This window comes from Streptomyces sp. CA-146814, from assembly GCF_050942385.1.
Taxonomy (GTDB): domain Bacteria; phylum Actinomycetota; class Actinomycetes; order Streptomycetales; family Streptomycetaceae; genus Streptomyces.
Window position 1 is genome coordinate 7,430,091 of record NZ_CP192068.1, and the last position, 16,954, is coordinate 7,447,044.

General features: G+C 71.9%; 12 protein-coding genes. 11 read left to right on the forward strand and 1 reads right to left on the reverse strand.

Annotated features, from left to right (window positions below; all coding sequences use genetic code 11):
• Positions 1-237: 237 nt before the first annotated feature.
• The 10 genes from ACQP09_RS32890 to ACQP09_RS32935 all read left to right on the forward strand — a co-directional run bounded on the left by ACQP09_RS32890 (position 238) and on the right by ACQP09_RS32935 (position 13,799).
• Positions 238-2,358 carry a glycoside hydrolase family 6 protein gene (locus ACQP09_RS32890; RefSeq protein WP_433406297.1) on the forward strand — a complete coding sequence of 707 codons (2,121 nt, stop codon included), beginning with the start codon at positions 238-240 and terminating at the stop codon, positions 2,356-2,358.
• Positions 2,359-2,609: 251 nt separating this feature from the next.
• On the forward strand, positions 2,610-3,500 hold the full coding sequence (locus tag ACQP09_RS32895; protein WP_433406298.1) for an LLM class F420-dependent oxidoreductase: 891 nt from the start codon (positions 2,610-2,612) through the stop codon (positions 3,498-3,500).
• A gap of 148 nt (positions 3,501-3,648) precedes the next feature.
• Positions 3,649-4,722 carry a LacI family DNA-binding transcriptional regulator gene (locus tag ACQP09_RS32900; RefSeq protein WP_433406300.1) on the forward strand — a complete coding sequence of 358 codons (1,074 nt, stop codon included), beginning with the start codon at positions 3,649-3,651 and terminating at the stop codon, positions 4,720-4,722.
• Positions 4,723-4,798: 76 nt separating this feature from the next.
• Complete coding sequence (locus tag ACQP09_RS32905; protein ID WP_433406302.1) at positions 4,799-6,427, forward strand: FAD-dependent oxidoreductase; 1,629 nt, start codon at positions 4,799-4,801, stop codon at positions 6,425-6,427.
• 51 nt (positions 6,428-6,478) lie between these two features.
• A complete protein-coding gene (locus tag ACQP09_RS32910; RefSeq protein ID WP_433406303.1) occupies positions 6,479-8,629 on the forward strand; it encodes a hydantoinase/oxoprolinase family protein in 2,151 nt (716 codons plus the stop codon).
• Positions 8,630-8,700: 71 nt separating this feature from the next.
• Entirely contained in the window at positions 8,701-9,333 is a 633-nt protein-coding gene (locus ACQP09_RS32915; RefSeq protein WP_433406304.1) for a hypothetical protein, read from the forward strand.
• Positions 9,334-9,341: 8 nt separating this feature from the next.
• Complete coding sequence (locus ACQP09_RS32920; protein ID WP_433406305.1) at positions 9,342-10,661, forward strand: TRAP transporter large permease subunit; 1,320 nt, start codon at positions 9,342-9,344, stop codon at positions 10,659-10,661.
• 112 nt (positions 10,662-10,773) lie between these two features.
• Complete coding sequence (locus ACQP09_RS32925; RefSeq protein ID WP_433406306.1) at positions 10,774-11,763, forward strand: hypothetical protein; 990 nt, start codon at positions 10,774-10,776, stop codon at positions 11,761-11,763.
• A 186-nt stretch (positions 11,764-11,949) separates the two neighbouring features.
• On the forward strand, positions 11,950-12,624 hold the full coding sequence (locus tag ACQP09_RS32930) for a DUF5701 family protein (protein WP_433406307.1): 675 nt from the start codon (positions 11,950-11,952) through the stop codon (positions 12,622-12,624).
• Between the two features lie 344 nt (positions 12,625-12,968).
• The gene (locus ACQP09_RS32935; RefSeq protein WP_433406309.1) at positions 12,969-13,799 is read left to right on the forward strand and encodes an MHYT domain-containing protein; all 831 of its coding nucleotides are present in this window, start codon (positions 12,969-12,971) and stop codon (positions 13,797-13,799) included.
• A gap of 93 nt (positions 13,800-13,892) precedes the next feature.
• Here ACQP09_RS32935 and ACQP09_RS32940 read toward each other — a convergent pair whose 3' ends face one another.
• Positions 13,893-15,710 carry a flavin-containing monooxygenase gene (locus ACQP09_RS32940; RefSeq protein WP_433406310.1) on the reverse strand — a complete coding sequence of 606 codons (1,818 nt, stop codon included), beginning with the start codon at positions 15,708-15,710 and terminating at the stop codon, positions 13,893-13,895.
• 183 nt (positions 15,711-15,893) lie between these two features.
• Here ACQP09_RS32940 and ACQP09_RS32945 point away from each other — a divergent pair, with 183 nt between their 5' ends.
• Positions 15,894-16,943, forward strand: a complete 1,050-nt coding sequence (locus ACQP09_RS32945) for an SMP-30/gluconolactonase/LRE family protein (protein ID WP_433406311.1) — start codon at positions 15,894-15,896, stop codon at positions 16,941-16,943.
• The last annotated feature ends 11 nt before the right edge of the window (positions 16,944-16,954 follow it).

The window sequence follows — 16,954 nt, forward strand, 5'->3', positions numbered from 1 at the left end:
GGTTTCACGGAGTTCGTACCGGGCTATGGGAGCGCTTCCATTCGGTCAACGTACTTCAGACGTGAGGTGACTGGGTCGGACGCCTTGACATGTACCGGCAGTCGCGTCACCTTGGGAGCGCTCCCACAGTATGTTCCCGCACCACCGCACACGCCTCACCTCCTGAGCACCAGGTACCCCTGAGCCCGCCCGCCACGTCAGGCCGTGACGGGCGTACGAGAGGAGCACGGAGCCGCAATGAGAACCCGAGGCACCACCCCGCACGCACCGCGCAGACGAGCGTTCGCCGCACTGTCCGCGCTGGTCATGGGCGCATCCCTGGCGATCGCCTTACCGGGCCAGGCGTCGGCCGCCGCCCGCGTCGACAACCCCTACACCGGCGCCACCGCCTATGTGAACCCCGACTGGTCCGCCAAGGCGGCCGCCGAACCGGGCGGCGGCGTCATCGCGGACGAGCCGTCGTTCGTCTGGATGGACCGCATCGCCGCCATCGGCGGGACACCCGGCGCGCGCGGCCTGCGTGCCCACCTCGACACAGCCGTCAGCCAGGGCGCCGACCTCTTCCAGGTCGTCATCTACAACCTCCCCGGCCGGGACTGCGCCGCACTCGCCTCCAACGGCGAACTCGGCCCCACCGAGCTCGGCCGCTACAAGAGCGACTACATCGACCCGATCGCCGCCATCCTCGGCGACCCCGCCTACGCGAGCCTGCGCATCGTCACCCTCATCGAACCCGACTCGCTGCCCAACCTGGTCACCAACGCGGGCGGCTCGGCGGGCTCGACGCCGGAGTGCGCCACGATGAAGGCGAACGGCAACTACGAGAAGGGCATCGGGTACGCCCTCCACACCCTCGGCGCCCTCCCCAACGTCTACAACTACGTCGACGCGGCCCACCACGGCTGGCTCGGCTGGGACTCCAACTTCGTGCCCGCGGCCGAGCAGTTCAAGAAGGCCGCCACGGTCGAAGGCGCCTCCGTCGCCGACGTGCACGGCTTCATCGTGAACACGGCCAACTACTCGGCCCTCAAGGAACCGCACTTCAAGGTGACGGACTCGGTGAACGGCACCACCGTGCGCCAGTCCTCCTGGGTCGACTGGAACTACTACGTGGACGAGCTGTCGTTCGCGCAGGCGCTCCGCACCGAGCTGGTCCGCCAAGGCTTCGCCTCCGACATCGGCATGCTCATCGACACCGCCCGCAACGGCTGGGGCGGTCCCTCCCGGCCCACCGGCCCCGGGCCGCTGACCGGCGTCGACGCCTACGTCGACGGCAGCCGCACCGACCGCCGTATCCACGCGGGCAACTGGTGCAACCAGAGCGGCGCGGGCGTCGGCGAGCGCCCGACGACCGCGCCCGAGCCCGGGATCGACGCCTACGTCTGGGCCAAGCCACCGGGCGAGTCCGACGGCAGCAGCCGGCCCGTCGACAACGACGAGGGCAAGGGCTTCGACCGGATGTGCGACCCCACGTACACCGGCAACGGCCGCAACGGCTTCAACCTCACCGGCGCCCTGCCCGACTCCCCGGTCGCCGGCCACTGGTTCTCCAGCCAGTTCCAGGAGCTCCTCCGCAACGCCAATCCGCCGCTCGACGGCGGCAACGGCGGCGAGCAGGACACCCAGGCCCCGACCGCACCCACGGCCCTGCGGACGACGGCGAAGTCCAGCACCAGCGTCACCCTGGCCTGGGCGGCGTCCACGGACAACCGGGCGGTCACCGGCTACGACATCCTCCGTGGCGGCGCGGTCGTGGGCTCCACCGCCTCGACGACCTTCACCGACACCGGCCTGAGCGCGTCGACCGCCTACAGCTACACGGTCCGGGCCAAGGACGCGGCGGGCAACGTATCGCCCGCGTCGGCGGCCCTGCCGGTCACCACCGAGGCCGGCGGAGGGACCGGCACCGGCGCCCTCAAGGTCCAGTACCGCAACACCGATTCCTCACCGGCCGACAACCAGATCCGGATGTCCCTCCAGGTCGTCAACACCGGGACGACCGCGGTGGACCTGTCCACGGTGACGGCCCGCTACTGGTTCACGCCCGAAGCCGGAGCGAGCACCTTCGCCACCTCCTGCGACTGGGCGGTACCGGGCTGCGGCACCGTGAAACACGGCGTACGCACCGCGAGCGCGCCGGCCCCCGGCGCCAGCCACTACCTGGAAGCCGGCTTCGGCAGCGGCACCCTGGCCGCGAGCGCCTCGACCGGAGAGATCCAGCTACGGATCAACAAGAGCGACTGGTCGTCCTTCCAGGAGGCCGACGACTACAGCCGCGCCACCAACACCGCCTTCGCCGACGCCCCGAAGATCGGCGTCTACGTCGGCTCCACCCTCACCTGGGGCACCGCTCCCTGACCGGCACAGACGAGCAACTGCCCCTCTCCCGCCGCACGGTGGGGGAGGGGCAGCCGGGCGACCTGCCACTACGCCGTGGACGACCACGGCGACGGCGCCCGCGTCCACCGCAAGGCGATCGGCGTCGGGCGCCCCGCGCCCGCCACGACCGCCTGACCTCGTCCGCGACCCGCTCGCCGCGGCGCTGCGCCGTACGGGTGGGCGGGTCGCACCGCCGGGAATACCGGGCCCGGGTGACGGTTGATCACACCATGACTTCCTCGACGCATCAGGCATTCGGACGGGTCGGTATCTGGAGCAGCGCCCTGCACGGGTCGCGGACGGACGACGCGGGCAGGAAGGCGATCGCGGAGGCGGTCGCCGAGCTCGAAGAGCTGGGGTACGGCACCCTCTGGATCGGCGGCAGCCCTTCGCCGGACGACGCGGCCGCCGTCGTCGCCGCCACCCGTACGGTCACGGTGGCCACCGGCATCCTCAACATCTGGAGCCACACCGCCGAGGAGGTGGCCGCCCGGATCGCCGCCGTCGACGAGGCCGCGCGCGGGCGCTTCGTCCTCGGCCTGGGCGTCAGCCACGGCCCGCTGGTGCCGCAGTACGCGAAGCCGTACAGCGCGATGGCCGGCTACCTCGACGCGCTCGACGCGGCGGCCCCGCCCGTGGAGCCCGGCGAGCGGGTCCTGGCGGCGCTCGGCCCGAAGATGCTGAAGCTCGCGGCCGACCGGGCGCTCGGAGCCCACCCGTACCTCGTCACCACCGAGCACACCGCCGAGGCCCGCGAGACGCTCGGCCCCGACGCCCTGCTCGCCCCGGAGCTGACCGTCGTGCTCGACACCGACCGCGACCGGGCCCGCACCACCGCGCGGAACATGCTCGCGATGTACCTCCAGCTGCCCAACTACACCGCCAACCTGCTGCGACTGGGCTTCGCGGAGAGCGATTTCGATGACGGCGGCAGCGTCCGTCTGCTCGACGCGCTCTTCGCCCTGGGCGACGCCGGGCACGTGAAGTCGCGGACCCGGGAGTACCTCGAAGCCGGCGCCGACCATGTGGCGCTCCAGGTGCTCACCGCCGACGAAGGCGGCTCCGGGCTGCCTCGCGCGCAGTGGCGGGAGCTGGCCGAGGCGTTCGGCGAGGAGCTGTAGAAGGCGCCGAATATTAGTCGATTATTAGTCGTTCGACCCCTCTTGACCCTCTCGGCCGCCCAGCGGCAAAGTGCTGGCTAATCCGCATCAGCGCCGCTGGGATCGTCCGCAGCCGGTGACTAATGCGCATTAGTCGAGGGAGTTGAGCATGGCGGAAAAGGGACCCTCCCGGCAGCGGCGCGGCCGACCGCGCCAGGCCGAGGTGGCCCGGCTCGCCGGGGTGTCGCAGACGACGGTGTCGCTGGTGCTCGGCGGCAACAAGCAGGGCATCGCCCTGCACGAGGAGACCCGGGCCCGGGTGCTGGACGCCGCCCGCGAACTCGGTTACGTCCCCGACCCGGCGGCCCGGCGCCTCGCCGCCGCCCGGAACAACCTCCTCGGCGTCTTCAGCTTCACCGCCACCTTCCCGACCGCCGTCGAGCACTCGTACTACCCGATCCTCGTCGGCGTGGAGCAGGAGGCCGCCGCCCAGGGCTACGACCTGGTGCTCTTCACCGGATCCAGCCCCGGCGGCGCGCAGGCGAAGGACCCCGGCGCGCTGAACCGCGTGCGGCTCGCGGACGGCTGCCTCTTCCTCGGCCGCCATGTCCCGGACGACCAGCTGCGGCAGCTCGTCGCGGACGGCTACCCGGCCGTGCACATCGGCCGCCGCGACGAGCTGGAAGGCCTCGCCTGGGTCGGCGCCGACTACGTCGCCGCCAGCGCAGAGGTCGTCCACCACCTCGGCGGCCTCGGCCACCGGCGGATCGTCCTGGTCCGCGAGGACGACGACGCCCCCGCCTCCACCGACCGCGAGCACGGCTTCCGTACCGCGCTCGCCGCGTACGCCGCCGACGACCCGGCGTCCGTCGTGCGCACCGCGCGCCCGGCGGACGACATCACGCCGGAGTGGGTGCGCGACCGGCTGGCCGAGGGCGTCACCGCCTTCGTCGCCGAGGAGACCGACACCGGCGCCGCCTGGCGGGCCCTGCACACGGCCGTCGCCGCCGCCGGGCTCGACGCGCCCGGCGACCTGTCGCTGGCGCTCCTCGGCTCACCACCCGCCGACCTGGCCGCCGCCCGCCCGCCGACCGGCTTCGACATCCCGCGCGCCGACCTGGGCGCCGCCGCGGTCCGCATGCTCACCGCGCAGCTCGCCGGCCAGGAGCACGCCGAACCTCTGGTGGCGTGCGGCTTCCGCACCGGCAGCACGGCGGGCCCGCCGCCGGGCCGGACCGGCTGAGCACGGAGGCCCCGCGCCTCACCTCCGTACGACAACACCCCCGTACGCCCACCCCACCGCAAGGAGTCACCACCGCATGCCCACCCCCATCGGCACCCCCACCGAGACCGACGTCCTCATCGCGGGCGGTGGTACGGGCGGAGTGGCCGCCGCGCTCGCCGCCTGCCGGGCCGGGCGGACCGTCGTCCTCACCGAGGAGACCGACTGGATCGGCGGCCAGCTCACCTCGCAGGCGGTCCCGCCGGACGAGCACCCGTGGGTCGAGCAGTTCGGCGTCACGGACACCTACCGCTCGCTGCGCGAGTCGATCCGTGCCCACTACCGGCGCTGGTACCCGCTGCGCGCCGAAGCCCTGGACCTGCCGCTCCTCAACCCCGGTGCCGGCCGCGTCAGCAAGCTCTGCCACGAGCCGCGCGTCGCCCTCGCCGTCATGGAGTCGATGCTCGCCCCGCACATCGCCGCCGGCCGCCTCACCGTGCTGACGCACACCCGCCCCGTCGCCGCCGACACCGACGGCGACCTGGTCCGCGCGGTCACCTTCGCGGACGTACGCGACGGCGCCCGGCACACCGTCACCGCCCCGTACGTCATCGACGCCACCGAGACCGGCGAGCTGCTGGAACTGGCCGACGTGGAACACGCGTCGGGCGCCGAGGCCCGCTCCGAGTACGACGAGCCGCACGCCCCGGACACCGCCGACCCGCTCAACCAGCAGGGCATCACCGTCTGCTTCGCCCTCTCCCACCACCAGGGCGAGAACCACACCATCGACCGCCCCGACGACTACGCCTTCTGGCGCTCCTACCGCCCGGACTTCTGGCCCGGCCCGCTCCTCAGCTTCACCGCGCCCGACCCCCGCTCCCTGGCCGCCGTCACCCGCACCTTCGAGCCCAACCCCGACATCGACCCGCTCGCCGTCAACGCCGACCAGAGCGCCGACGCCGGAGACAAGGAGCTGTGGGGCTTCCGCCGCATCCTCGCCCGCAAGCTGCACCGCCCCGGCGCGTTCGACTCCGACATCACCCTCGTCAACTGGCCGCTCAACGACTACTGGCTCAAGCCCCTCATCGGCGCCGGCGAGGAGACGAGCCGCGCCGCCGTCGCCGAGGCCCGTCAGCTCTCGCTCTCCGTCCTGTACTGGCTCCAGACCGAGGCCCCCCGCACCGACGGAGGCACCGGCTTCCCCGGCCTGCGGCTCCGCCCCGACGTCACCGGCACCGCCGACGGCCTCGCCAAGGCCCCGTACGTCCGCGAGTCCCGGCGCATCAAGGCCGTCACCACCGTCACCGAGCACGACGTGGCCATCGACCTCGTCGGACCGTACGGAGGCACCCGGCACCGCGACTCCGTCGGCGTCGGCGGCTACCGCATCGACCTGCACCCCTCCACCGGCGGCGACAACTACATCGACATCGGCTCCGTCCCCTTCGAGATCCCGCTCGGCGCGCTGCTGCCGCGCCGCGTCCGCAACCTGCTGCCCGCCGGCAAGAACATCGGCACCACCCACATCACCAACGGCTGCTACCGGCTCCACCCCGTCGAGTGGAACATCGGCGAGGTCGCCGGCGCGCTCGCCGCGCACTGCCTGGACGAGGGCGTCCGCCCGCACCAGGTGCAGGAGGAGGACAAGCGGCTGGAGGAGTTCACCCGCGTACTCGACCGGTCGGGAGTCCAGCGCCACTGGCCGGACGTACGCGGCTACTGACGGCGCTCGTACCGCAGTTCGGCCCGCACGACACAAGGAGGTGTCACCAGCATGACCTCGCAACCGCAGTCCCAGGAACGGCCCCGCATACGCGTCGGCATCGACGTCGGCGGAACCTTCACCGACGCCGTGGCCGTCGACTCCGCCACGCTCGAACTCGTCGCCCAGGTCAAGGTCCCCACCAGCCACCACCACGAGGACGGCGTCGCGCACGGCATCGTCGAAGCACTCGACCGGCTGCTCAAGGACGTCGGCCGCGCACCCGAGGACGTCGCGTTCCTCGCCCACGGCACCACGCAGGCCACCAACGCCCTGCTGGAAGGCGACGTCGCCCCCGTCGGCCTGATCGGCATCGGCACCGGCCCCGGCGCCCTGCCCACCAAGCGCCTCGCCGCACTCGCGAACCTCGAACTCACCCCCGGCAAACGGCTCCCGCTCCACTACGCCCACGTCACCGACCCCGACGACACCGCCGCCGTCCACGCGGCCGTCGCGGAGGTCACCGCCGCGGGAGCCCACGTCCTCGTCGCCAGCGAGCCGTTCAGCGTCGACCTGCCCGACGGCGAGCGGGCCGTGCTGGACGCCGCACGCGAGCACGGGCTGCCGATGACCGCCGCGCACGAGATCACCTCGCTGTACGGGCTCCGCAAGCGCACCCGTACCGCCGTGGTCAACGCGGCGATCCTGCCGAAGATGCTCGCCACCGCCGACCTGGTCGACCGCTCCATCGCGACCGCCGGAGTGACCGCGCCGCTGATGGTGATGCGCTGCGACGGCGGTGTCATGTCGCTGGACGAGATGCGCAGACGCCCGCTGCTCACCGTGCTGTCGGGACCCGCTGCCGGTGTCGCCGGGGCACTGATGCAGGAGCGGGTCAGCGAAGGCGTTTTCCTGGAGACCGGCGGTACGTCGACGGACATCAGCGTCGTCCGCCGCGGCAAGGTCGCCGTCCGCCACGCCACCATCCTCGGCCGGTCCTCGTACCTCTCCGCGCTCGACGTCCGGACCGTGGGTGTCGGCGGCGGCTCCATGGCCCGGATCGCGGGCGGCAAGGTGCACGCGGTCGGCCCGCGCAGCGCCCATATCGCGGGCCTGCCGTACGCCTGCTTCGCCGATCCGGCCGATCTGGCCGACGCCCGCCTGGTCACCGTACGGCCGCTCGACGGCGACCCGGACGACTACGCCGTACTGGAAGCGGCCGGCGGCCGGTTCGCGATCACCATGACCTGCGCGGCCAATGCCCTGGGCCGGGTCCCGGAAGGCGACTTCGCGGCCTGCGATCCGGAGGTGGCGCGCGTGGCGCTCCAGCCGCTGGCCGACGCTCTGGGCACCGACGTGGCCGGCGCCGCCACGCAGCTCCTGGACGCCGGGGTGAAGCAGGTCAAGGACGTCACCGAGGCGATGATGCGCGACTACCGCCTCGACCGCGACACCGCCGTCCTCGTCGGCGGCGGAGGCGGCGCCGCCTCCGTCACGCCGCACCTGGCCGCCGACACGGGCCTGCCCGGCCGGATCGCGAGACACAGCGAGGTCATCAGCCCGATCGGCGTCGCCCTCGCCCTCGTCCGCGAGCAGATCGAGCGCATCATCCCCGGCGCCACACAGGAGCAGATCCTCGGCGTACGGAACGAGGCCGAGGCAGCCGTCGTCGCGCAGGGAGCCGCGCCCGCCGCCGTGGAGGTCGAGGTCACCGTCGACCCGCAGACCAACACCGTACGGGCGGTCGCCACCGGCGCCACCGAACTGCGCACCCAGGACCGCACCCACCGCACCGGCGACACCGAACGGCTGGACGCGGCGGCAGCCAGCCTCAAGACCGACCCTTCCGCCGTCCAGGTCCTCGCCGCGACGCCTACGCACACGGTCTACGGCTCCGAACGGCACCGCCGCTTCCGCCGCACCCGGCACCCCGTGCGGGTCCTCGACGCCGACGGTGTGGTGCGGCTGCACGCCGCCGACGCCACGGTCGCCACCACCACCGTCGGCCAGGCGCCGGAGCTCCTCGCCGACCTGGTCCGCAACGCCACCTCGTACGGCGACGGCGGCGTCCGCGCCCCCGCGCTCCGGCTCCTCCTCGGCACCCGGATCGCCGACCTCTCCGGCGTCCTGGAGGCGGGCCCGCTGCTCGCCCTGGCCCGCAGCGAACTGCGCTCGCGCGCGGCGGACGAGCCGGTGGTGGCGGTCGTGGAGGTGCGCCCATGAGCGTACAGACGCCCCGGTCACCGGCCACGGCGAAGCCTTCCACGCGTCAACGCGCGCGTAGGACCGCAGCGTTGACGGCCCTCGCCCCGGCCCGCCGTGAGGCGCTGCGCGCCGCGTGCGTACGGCTGGAGGCGCTGGACGACACGGAGTTCGGCGTACGGCTGCTCGCCAACACACCGACCCACGAGACACGCGACGAAGCGCTGCTGCGCCAATGGGCGTCGACCGCGACGGAGTTCGGCCGAGAACTGGCCGCGATCCCTCCGCCGGCGGACGCCTCCGCGCACGCCACCCGGGTCGTCGAGACCACCGGCGGCCTCGACCGGCTGCTCCTCGCCCGGTACACCTCCCGGCCCGTGCCCACCGTCGAACTCTTCACCGACACCCTCGACCTCGGCGAGCAGCTGGTGGACGTACTCGGCTGGCGGGACCGCTACCCGGCCGGTTCGCTCCGGGCCGCCGCCGTGGCCCACGAGCACGCCCACTGCCTGCTCCACCGCGACCCCCGAACCCGCCGCGCACTCCGCGACCGGCTCGGCCACACCGCCCTGCGGATCGGGCGCCTCCGCGTCCCCGGACACGTCGCCGGAGCCGACGAACTCGCCGCGCACGCCTACGCGGGCGCACTCTGCGGCCTGGGCCGCTCGCCGCTCCTTCTCACCGCCGCGCTCGTCAGCGCGGTCCAGGCCCTCGGAGAGGACTGAGACCCGCCATGGGAATCGTCATCCTGCTGCTCATGCTCGCCGGTGTCGGGCTGATGCTCACCCGCAAGCTCCCCACCGCCTTCGCGCTGGTGCTCCTCGCCGTCGCCATCGCGTTCGTCGCCGGAGCACCGCTCACCGGCGAGAACAGTGTTCTCGACACAGTGATCCAGCAGGGCGCGCCGGCGCTCGCCGCGACCATGCTCGCCGTGCTCATCGGCTCCTGGCTCGGCAAGCTGATGGAGGAGACCGGCATCGCCGGGACGCTCGTCCGCAAGATCGTCGAGTTCGGCGGCGACCGCCCGACCGTCGTCGCCCTCGGCGTCCTCGCCGTCTCCGCGCTCATCGGCACGGTCACCGGCTCCGCGCCCGCCGCGATGATGGCGGGCATCATCGGCATCCCCGCCATGATCGCCGTCGGCGTGCCGAAGACCACCGCCGCCGGCACCATCCTCATGGGCATCGCCGCCGGGCTGCCGTTCGAGCTGCCTGTCTGGCAGTTCTTCTCCACCGCGCTGGAGCTGCCCATCGACACGGTGAAGGGCTTCATGATGAAGCTGTTCCCGTTCGCCGCCTTCTTCGCCGTCCTCTTCGTCCTTGTCGAGGCCCGCCGCAAGGGCGTGGAGCACGCCTGGTCGCTGGCGTCCGCCGCCGAACGTTCCGGGGACGGGGGCAGCTCCAAGAGCCCGGGGGAGCGGCGCCGGAACCGGGCACGGCGCATGGGAGACGCGCCCTGGTACGCGCTCCTCGCTCCCGCCGTGCCGCTGGTCCTCGCGCTCGGCTTCGAACTGCCCATCATCCCGTCCATGCTCGCGGGCGTGCTGTGGGCGCTGGCGACCACGACGCGTCCGGGCCAGCTCAACAAGCGGCTCCTGCGCACGCTGTACGGCGGGTTCGAGGTGGCCGCACCGCCCATCGCGCTCTTCATCGCGATCGGCATCCTGCTCGCCGCGGTGAAGTTGCCCGGCGCCGTCGAGGCGCTGGACCCACTGGTGAAGGCCGTCGCACCGGCCAACCCGGTCGTCTTCGTGCTGGTCTTCACCCTGCTCGTACCGCTCTGCCTCTACCGGGGCCCGCTCAACGTCTACGGCCTCGGCGCCGGAATCGCCGGCGTCCTGATCGCCGCGGGCATCTACCCCGCCGTCGCCGTGCTCGGCCTCACCGCCTCGTACAACCAGGTCTTCGGCGTCAGCGACCCCACCAGCACCCAGACGGTGTGGTCGGCGCAGTACTCCGGCGTCAGCCCGCACCAGGTCATGGTGCGCACCCTGCCGTACGTGTGGTGCGTCGCGCTCGGCGGCCTGATCCTCACCGCCACCACCCAGCTCTGACCGACGAGAACACCGCCATCACTCAGCCCTGACCGACGAGAACACCGCGACCACCCAGCTCTGTCCGTACGAGAACACGTCCCGTCCACCCGCACAGAGGAGCCGTAACGCCATGACGCTCGACCGCCGCCTCTTCCTGCGCACCGCCACCGCCGGCGGCGCCCTGCTCGCCATCGGAGCCCAGGGCACCGCACCGGCCTCCGCCGCTCCCGGCGGATTCCCGAACTACCGCTACGTCAGCACGCTGCTGAAGCCGGGCCAGCTCGCGTACAACCCGACCGGCGAGATCATCTTCCCGTGCATCCGCGGCGTCTACGACAAGCTGAGCAACCCGCTCGGCCGCTACTACCTCTACTACGCGCCGCACGACGCGCCCGGCGGCATCTGCCTCGCCTACGGCAACTCGCTGGAGGGCCCGTTCACCGAGTACCGGGCCAACCCGATCGTCCGCAAGGACTGGTCGCCGCACTACAACGTCAGCCACGTCTCCTCGCCGCACGTCCTGTGGAACGCCGACGCACGCGAGCTGTGGCTCTACTTCCACGGCGAGAACAACACCACCCGCCTAGCCCGTTCCCGGGACGGCGTCACCTTCACGTACGACAGGACGGTCCTCACCACGGCCATGCTGCCGACGGGCTCCCGGGAGGCCTCCTACGCCCGGGTCTTCCGCCACGACCTGCCGTCGCGGGGCGCGAAGTACGTGATGCTCTTCATGTGGAACCAGGCGGACAACCACCGTGACGTCGGCTGGGGCTGGTCGGCGGACGGCCGGAACTGGACCTTCTCCCAGCAGCCGCTGATCGACCACGCGGCGGTCGGCGCGGTGAACGTCAGCGGGCCGCATCTGCTGACCCGAGGCGGCAGCGCGTACGTCGTCTACCACACGGACAAGGGAAGCGGCGGGGACATCAAGATCACCGAGGTGGGCATGGACTTCTCGCGCCGCAACCACCTCGGCGTGTTCTACAACTCCGGCACCGCGGCCCCGGAGAACGGCCGCGCGGCCGCGCCGTCGTTCGGCACCGACGGCGGTGTGCCGTACATGATCTACGAGGCGGGGGAGCGGCTCTCGGGCGCGATCGCGGTGGCTCGCGGCTGAGGCCCCGCACCTCACAGGCCCGAAGAGGGCGGGCGCGAAGGGGGCGGGGCGGGAATAATTCGCCGGCCGATCTTGTCCAAGCCGATTCGTCGACGCTGATTCGTTCAACCTGCGTCGTCGAGCCGGTTCGTCCGCGCAGTTTCGTTCCAGCTGAGTCCCCTTCACACCACCGCTCCAGGGAGCATCGTGCCCGAGACCGTGCCCGTCACCTCCACCGTCCGTCCGGATCTCCCGGCCCCGCCCGCCCAGGCCGAGCGGCTGATCGCGCTGGGGGTCCATGAACTCGCCGGAGTGACGGCGGCGGAGGTGCGCGCCTTCGCGGCGGCCGCCGAGGTCTCCGAAGGCGCCGCCGCCAGCACTCTGCTCGCCGTCCACCCCGACCGCGTCCCTGCCTCAGCCTTGGCACCGCTGCTCCGCCGCGAGGGGAAACCGGGCTTCGTCGTCACCGACATGCCGGATGTCGATCTTTTCACGCCACTGGAAGACCTCGCGCTGCCGGATGCGCCCTTCTACCTCCTCACCGGGATCGACCGCGGCGATCAGATGGCCAACTGGAGCCCGAACGAGGCGCTGCCCGTCCTCGGCGAACAGGGACGCACTCCGCTGGTACTGACCGAGGGCATCCACTGGGTGCTCCAGCAGCCGCCCGCTCTGGAGCGCAACCACTGCTTCATGACCATCGGCTCCCGGCTCCGCAAGGCCAACGGCGCTCTGGACGCCCGCACCCCGGCGCTCTGGATCAGCAACGGCACCGGACGGGACGGCGGCGAGCGGCGGAACGCCCCGAAGGTCGGCTGGTGCTGGGCGGGTAACCGGCACACCTGGCTGGGCTTCGCCTCCGCGACGGGGCGTCGGCTCTAAGGGGGGCGTGGCGCGCGGAGCTGGGGCGGTCCTCGGGGGCGGGGCGCCGAGGGGCGGCGCGGGCGTGTGGTTGAATCCTCAATATCGGTTGGCCGAAAATGATCGGTGCATCGGTGCATCGGCATGACCGGCCCTCGGTCGGCAGCGGCCGGCCGAGCACACGGAGCGGGGGTATGACGCCCAAAGCCTGTGTGCCCGGCGTGTTGGCATGTCCGACCGCCGGATCGCCATGCCTGCCGGGTGTCGCGCCATCGCTCGCACCTGTCCGAAAGTCCCACCCCCGCGCCGCCGTTCGCGGTGGCAGTTCCGCGGCTACCTCCGACCGCTCGAAAAGGATTCCCGTCTTGGAAGCCACCGTCTCCAATTTCCACTACGGGGCAGTGACCCCCGTCGCCGCCTTCCTGATGGCGTGCCTCGGCGCGGCTCTGGGGCTGCGATGCACCACCCGCGCGATCCGGCGCGGAACGAAGCGGGCCGGCTGGCTCGCTCTCGGCGCGGTGTCGATCGGCTGCGGTATCTGGACCATGCACTTCATCGCCATGGCCGGATTCACCATCGACGGCATGTCCATGAAGTACGACTCCGGTACCACCCTGCTCAGCCTCCTGGTCGCGATAGCCGTGGTCGCCGTCGGCGTGTTCCTGGTCGGATTCCGGGGGCCGGGAACCGTGGTGCTCACCACGGCCGGTGTGTTCACGGGGCTGGGCGTCGCGGCGATGCACTACCTCGGTATGGCCGCCATGCACACCCCTGGTGACCTGCGGTACTCCGGTCTGACGGTGGCCCTGTCGATCCTCATCGCGGTGGTCGCCGCGACCGCCGCGCTCTGGGCCGCGGTGTCCGTGCACGGGCTCGGAGCGAGCCTCGGGGCCAGCCTGATCATGGGTGTGGCCGTCACGGGCATGCACTACACCGGTATGGCCGCGGTCGACGTTCCGGTCGACCACCATGGAGCCGGAACCCAGTCGTCCGCCAGCATGCTGTCGTTCCTGCTGGTCATGGTGGCCGGCCCGCTGGCCGCTCTCCTCATGTCCGCCGTGATCGTCATGTTCGACGGCGATGTCATCCTCGGCACCGACGAGCGGAACCCGCGCCTTGGCGCTCCAGCCCCCGCCGCCGGCCGCGCCGTCCCGGGCCAGGACGGACCGGCCTTCCACCACACTCCGGGAGCCTGATCCCCGCAGGGTGCCCCCGTCTGTACGCCACGGGGCCCCGGGACCCCGTGGGCGGTGGCATGACCCGTCTCGGCGGGGGCTATATACGAGTCGTCAGAAGTGTGGCTGACGACTACGGGTCGCCCTGGGCCGAAGGATCCCCTCCATGGACTCCCCGCGCCACCGTGCCAGCAGCTCATGGAAGGTGACCGCGCCGTGCGGGTAGGTGAAGGGGCCGTTCGGCCGGCCCCGGCCCTCGCGGTTGTAGTACCCAGGGGTGCATTCGGCGTGGAACCACTCATGGTCCGGCGCGTCCTCGGCGAGCGCGGCGATCCACGCGTCCTCGTCCTCGCGGGACGGTTCGATGACGGAGCCGTCGGCTTCGGCTGCCGCGATCAGAGCGGCGGCGTGGACGGCCTGCTCGTCGAGGATGTGGGTGAAGTTGACGCTGCTGGCGTTGTGGAGGGTGCCCATCTGGATCAGGTTCGGGAACCCGTTGCTCGTGAAGCCGTGCAGCGTACGCGGACCCTCCTGCGCCCACCGCTGCAGCAGCTGTTGCCCGCCCCGGCCGTGGACCGGGAGCTTGCCGGAGAGGATGCCGGAGGTGCCGACGGAGAAGCCCGTGGCGAAGACCAGACAGTCGAGTTCGTACGTCGCGCCGCCGACGACGACACCGTGGGCGGTGACGCGTTCGATGCCGTGGGTGTCGGCCGTGTCGACCAGCGTGACGTCGGGGCGGTTGAACGCCTGGTAGTACGCGTCCGAGAAGGCGGGGCGCTTGCAGGCGTACCGGTACCAGGGTTTGAGCCTCTCCGCCGTGTCGGGGTCGGTCACGGACTCCTCGACACGGGCGCGCAGCTCTTTCATCTTGGCGGCGTCGGCCACCTCGTACGCGGTCTCGAAGGCCTTACGGTCGCCCTGCCGCCGGAAGCTCGGCAGGAGCTTCTCCAGGAGGACCGCCGACCGGGTCCAGCTGTCCGCCACCAGATCGTGTTCGGCCGGCTCGCCGGAGACGATCCGCAGGTAGTTGTCGCGCCGCTCGCGCGCCCATCCCTCATGGTCGGCGCCGACGTCCTGGGCCGTGGTGCGGCGATTGGCCCGTACGTCCACGGTGGAGGGGGTGCGCTGGAAGACGGTGACGTGCCCGGCGTCCTCCGCCAGCAGCGGAATGACCTGGATGCCGGTGGCTCCGGTGCCGACGACACCCACGCGCTTGCCCGCGAGGCCGGTCATGCCGCCGTCCGGGGTGCCGCCGGTGTAGGCGTAGTCCCACCGCGAGGTGTGGAACGTATGGCCTGCGAAGTCCTCGATGCCGGGTATCCCGGGGAGTTTCGGCTCGGAGAGCGTGCCGGTGGCGGTGATGACGTACGTGGCCCGGAACGCGTCCCCGCGGTCGGTGGTCACGAGCCACGCCTCCGCCGTCTCGTCCCAGGCCAGGGAGGTGACCGTGGTGGAGAAGAGAGCGTCCGGCCCGAGGGCGAACTTCTGTGCGATCCGCACCGCGTGGCGGCGTATCTCGTCACCCGGGGAGTACTTCCACTCCGGTACATAGCCGGTCTCGTCGAGCATCGGCAGGTAGACGTGCGACTCGATGTCGCAGTGGACGCCCGGGTACCGGTTCCAGTACCAGGTGCCGCCGAAGTCGCCGCCCTGCTCCACGATCCGGATGCGCTCCACGCCCCGCTGTCGTAACCGGGCTCCCGCCAGGATGCCGCCGAACCCGCCGCCGACCACGGCGACGTCGACCGTGTCGCGTACCGGCTCACGCTCGGTGAGCTCCGTGTACGGATCGGCGGCGTAGAACCCGAACTCGGCTTCGGTGGAGCGGTATTGGCGGACGCCGTCGGGACGTACGCGCCGCTCGCGTTCGAAGTGGTAGCGCCGACGGAGCACCTCCAGCTCCTCGGGAAGCAGTATGTGACGATCCGTCATCGAGCACCTCGATCCTGCCGGTCGGACCGCCCGGAGTGAACGGCCATCGGCTACGGTAGCAACAACCGGACAGCAGTGTCCGGTTGGAATGCGGGTACGGCACGGCATCGGGCCGCAGCGCGTGAAGGTGAGCTGCCCGGCCGGCGGCACCCGCACACAGCGGACAGGAAGAGTGGTTCCTCCATGCGTCGACTCCCGCCCCGTACCTTCGCCGCTCTCGCCACGGCCGGCCTGCTGGCACTCGCCGGATGCGGTACGGAGACAGGCGGCCCCGGTGGTCCGTCGGCGGCCGGTGACACCACCAGGACCATCCGGGCCCAGAAGGTCATGCAGCTGACCCGGACCCACGAAGAGACCGGGATGACCCTGCTGGAGGGCCCTGCCTTCCGTCCGGACGGCGGCCTCTTCCTCGTCGACGTCACCGCGCCCGAGGGCCGGCCCAAGGTCATGCGCGTCGACGTGAGGAGGAAGACGGTTCGGTCCGTCCACACCGATGGCCGAGGCGCCTACACCTCGGCCCAGTTCAGCCCGTACGACGGACGGCTCTACCTCACCGACTACGCGCACGGCGAGATCGTGAGCCTCGCACCGGACGGCGGCGATCCGCGGACCTTCTTCTCCGGCGAGGTCGACGGCGCACGGATGAACCCCGACGACATCGCCTTCGACAAGGCCGGTCACCTGTACGTCAGTGACTCACGCGGCCTGTCGGAGGGGACGGAGCACGGTCGGGTGGTACGTGTCGACCGCGACGGTGGAAAGGCGACCGTGCTGGCCGACGGCCTGGCGGCGACGAACGGCATCTCGTTCGACGAGGCCTACCGAGGTCTCTGGATCAGCGAGCTGACGCAGAACCGGATCTCCTACCTCCGCCTCGGCGCAGGCGGCGACACCGGTTCCGAGCTGGGCACAGGCGGCGACACCGCTTCCCGGCACACCGCGATCCGCGTCGACGGCGGCATCGCCCAGACCGACTCGATCGCCGTGGACGCGGACGGCAACCTCTACCAGGGCCTCCACGGCAGGCCTGCACTCTTCGTGTACGACAGGTATGGCGAGCACCTGGCGACGGTCGAGGTTCCCGCCCGCGCGGAAGGGCTCGACTCGGCGACGAACGTGGCGATCACGCCCGGCGGCACCAAGGCGTACATGACCGTCAGCGGCCCGGCCGGCGGATACCTCTACACCTTCCACGCCTTGGGGAAGGGAACCCGGCAGTCGAACGGCGGCTGACAGCACACGCG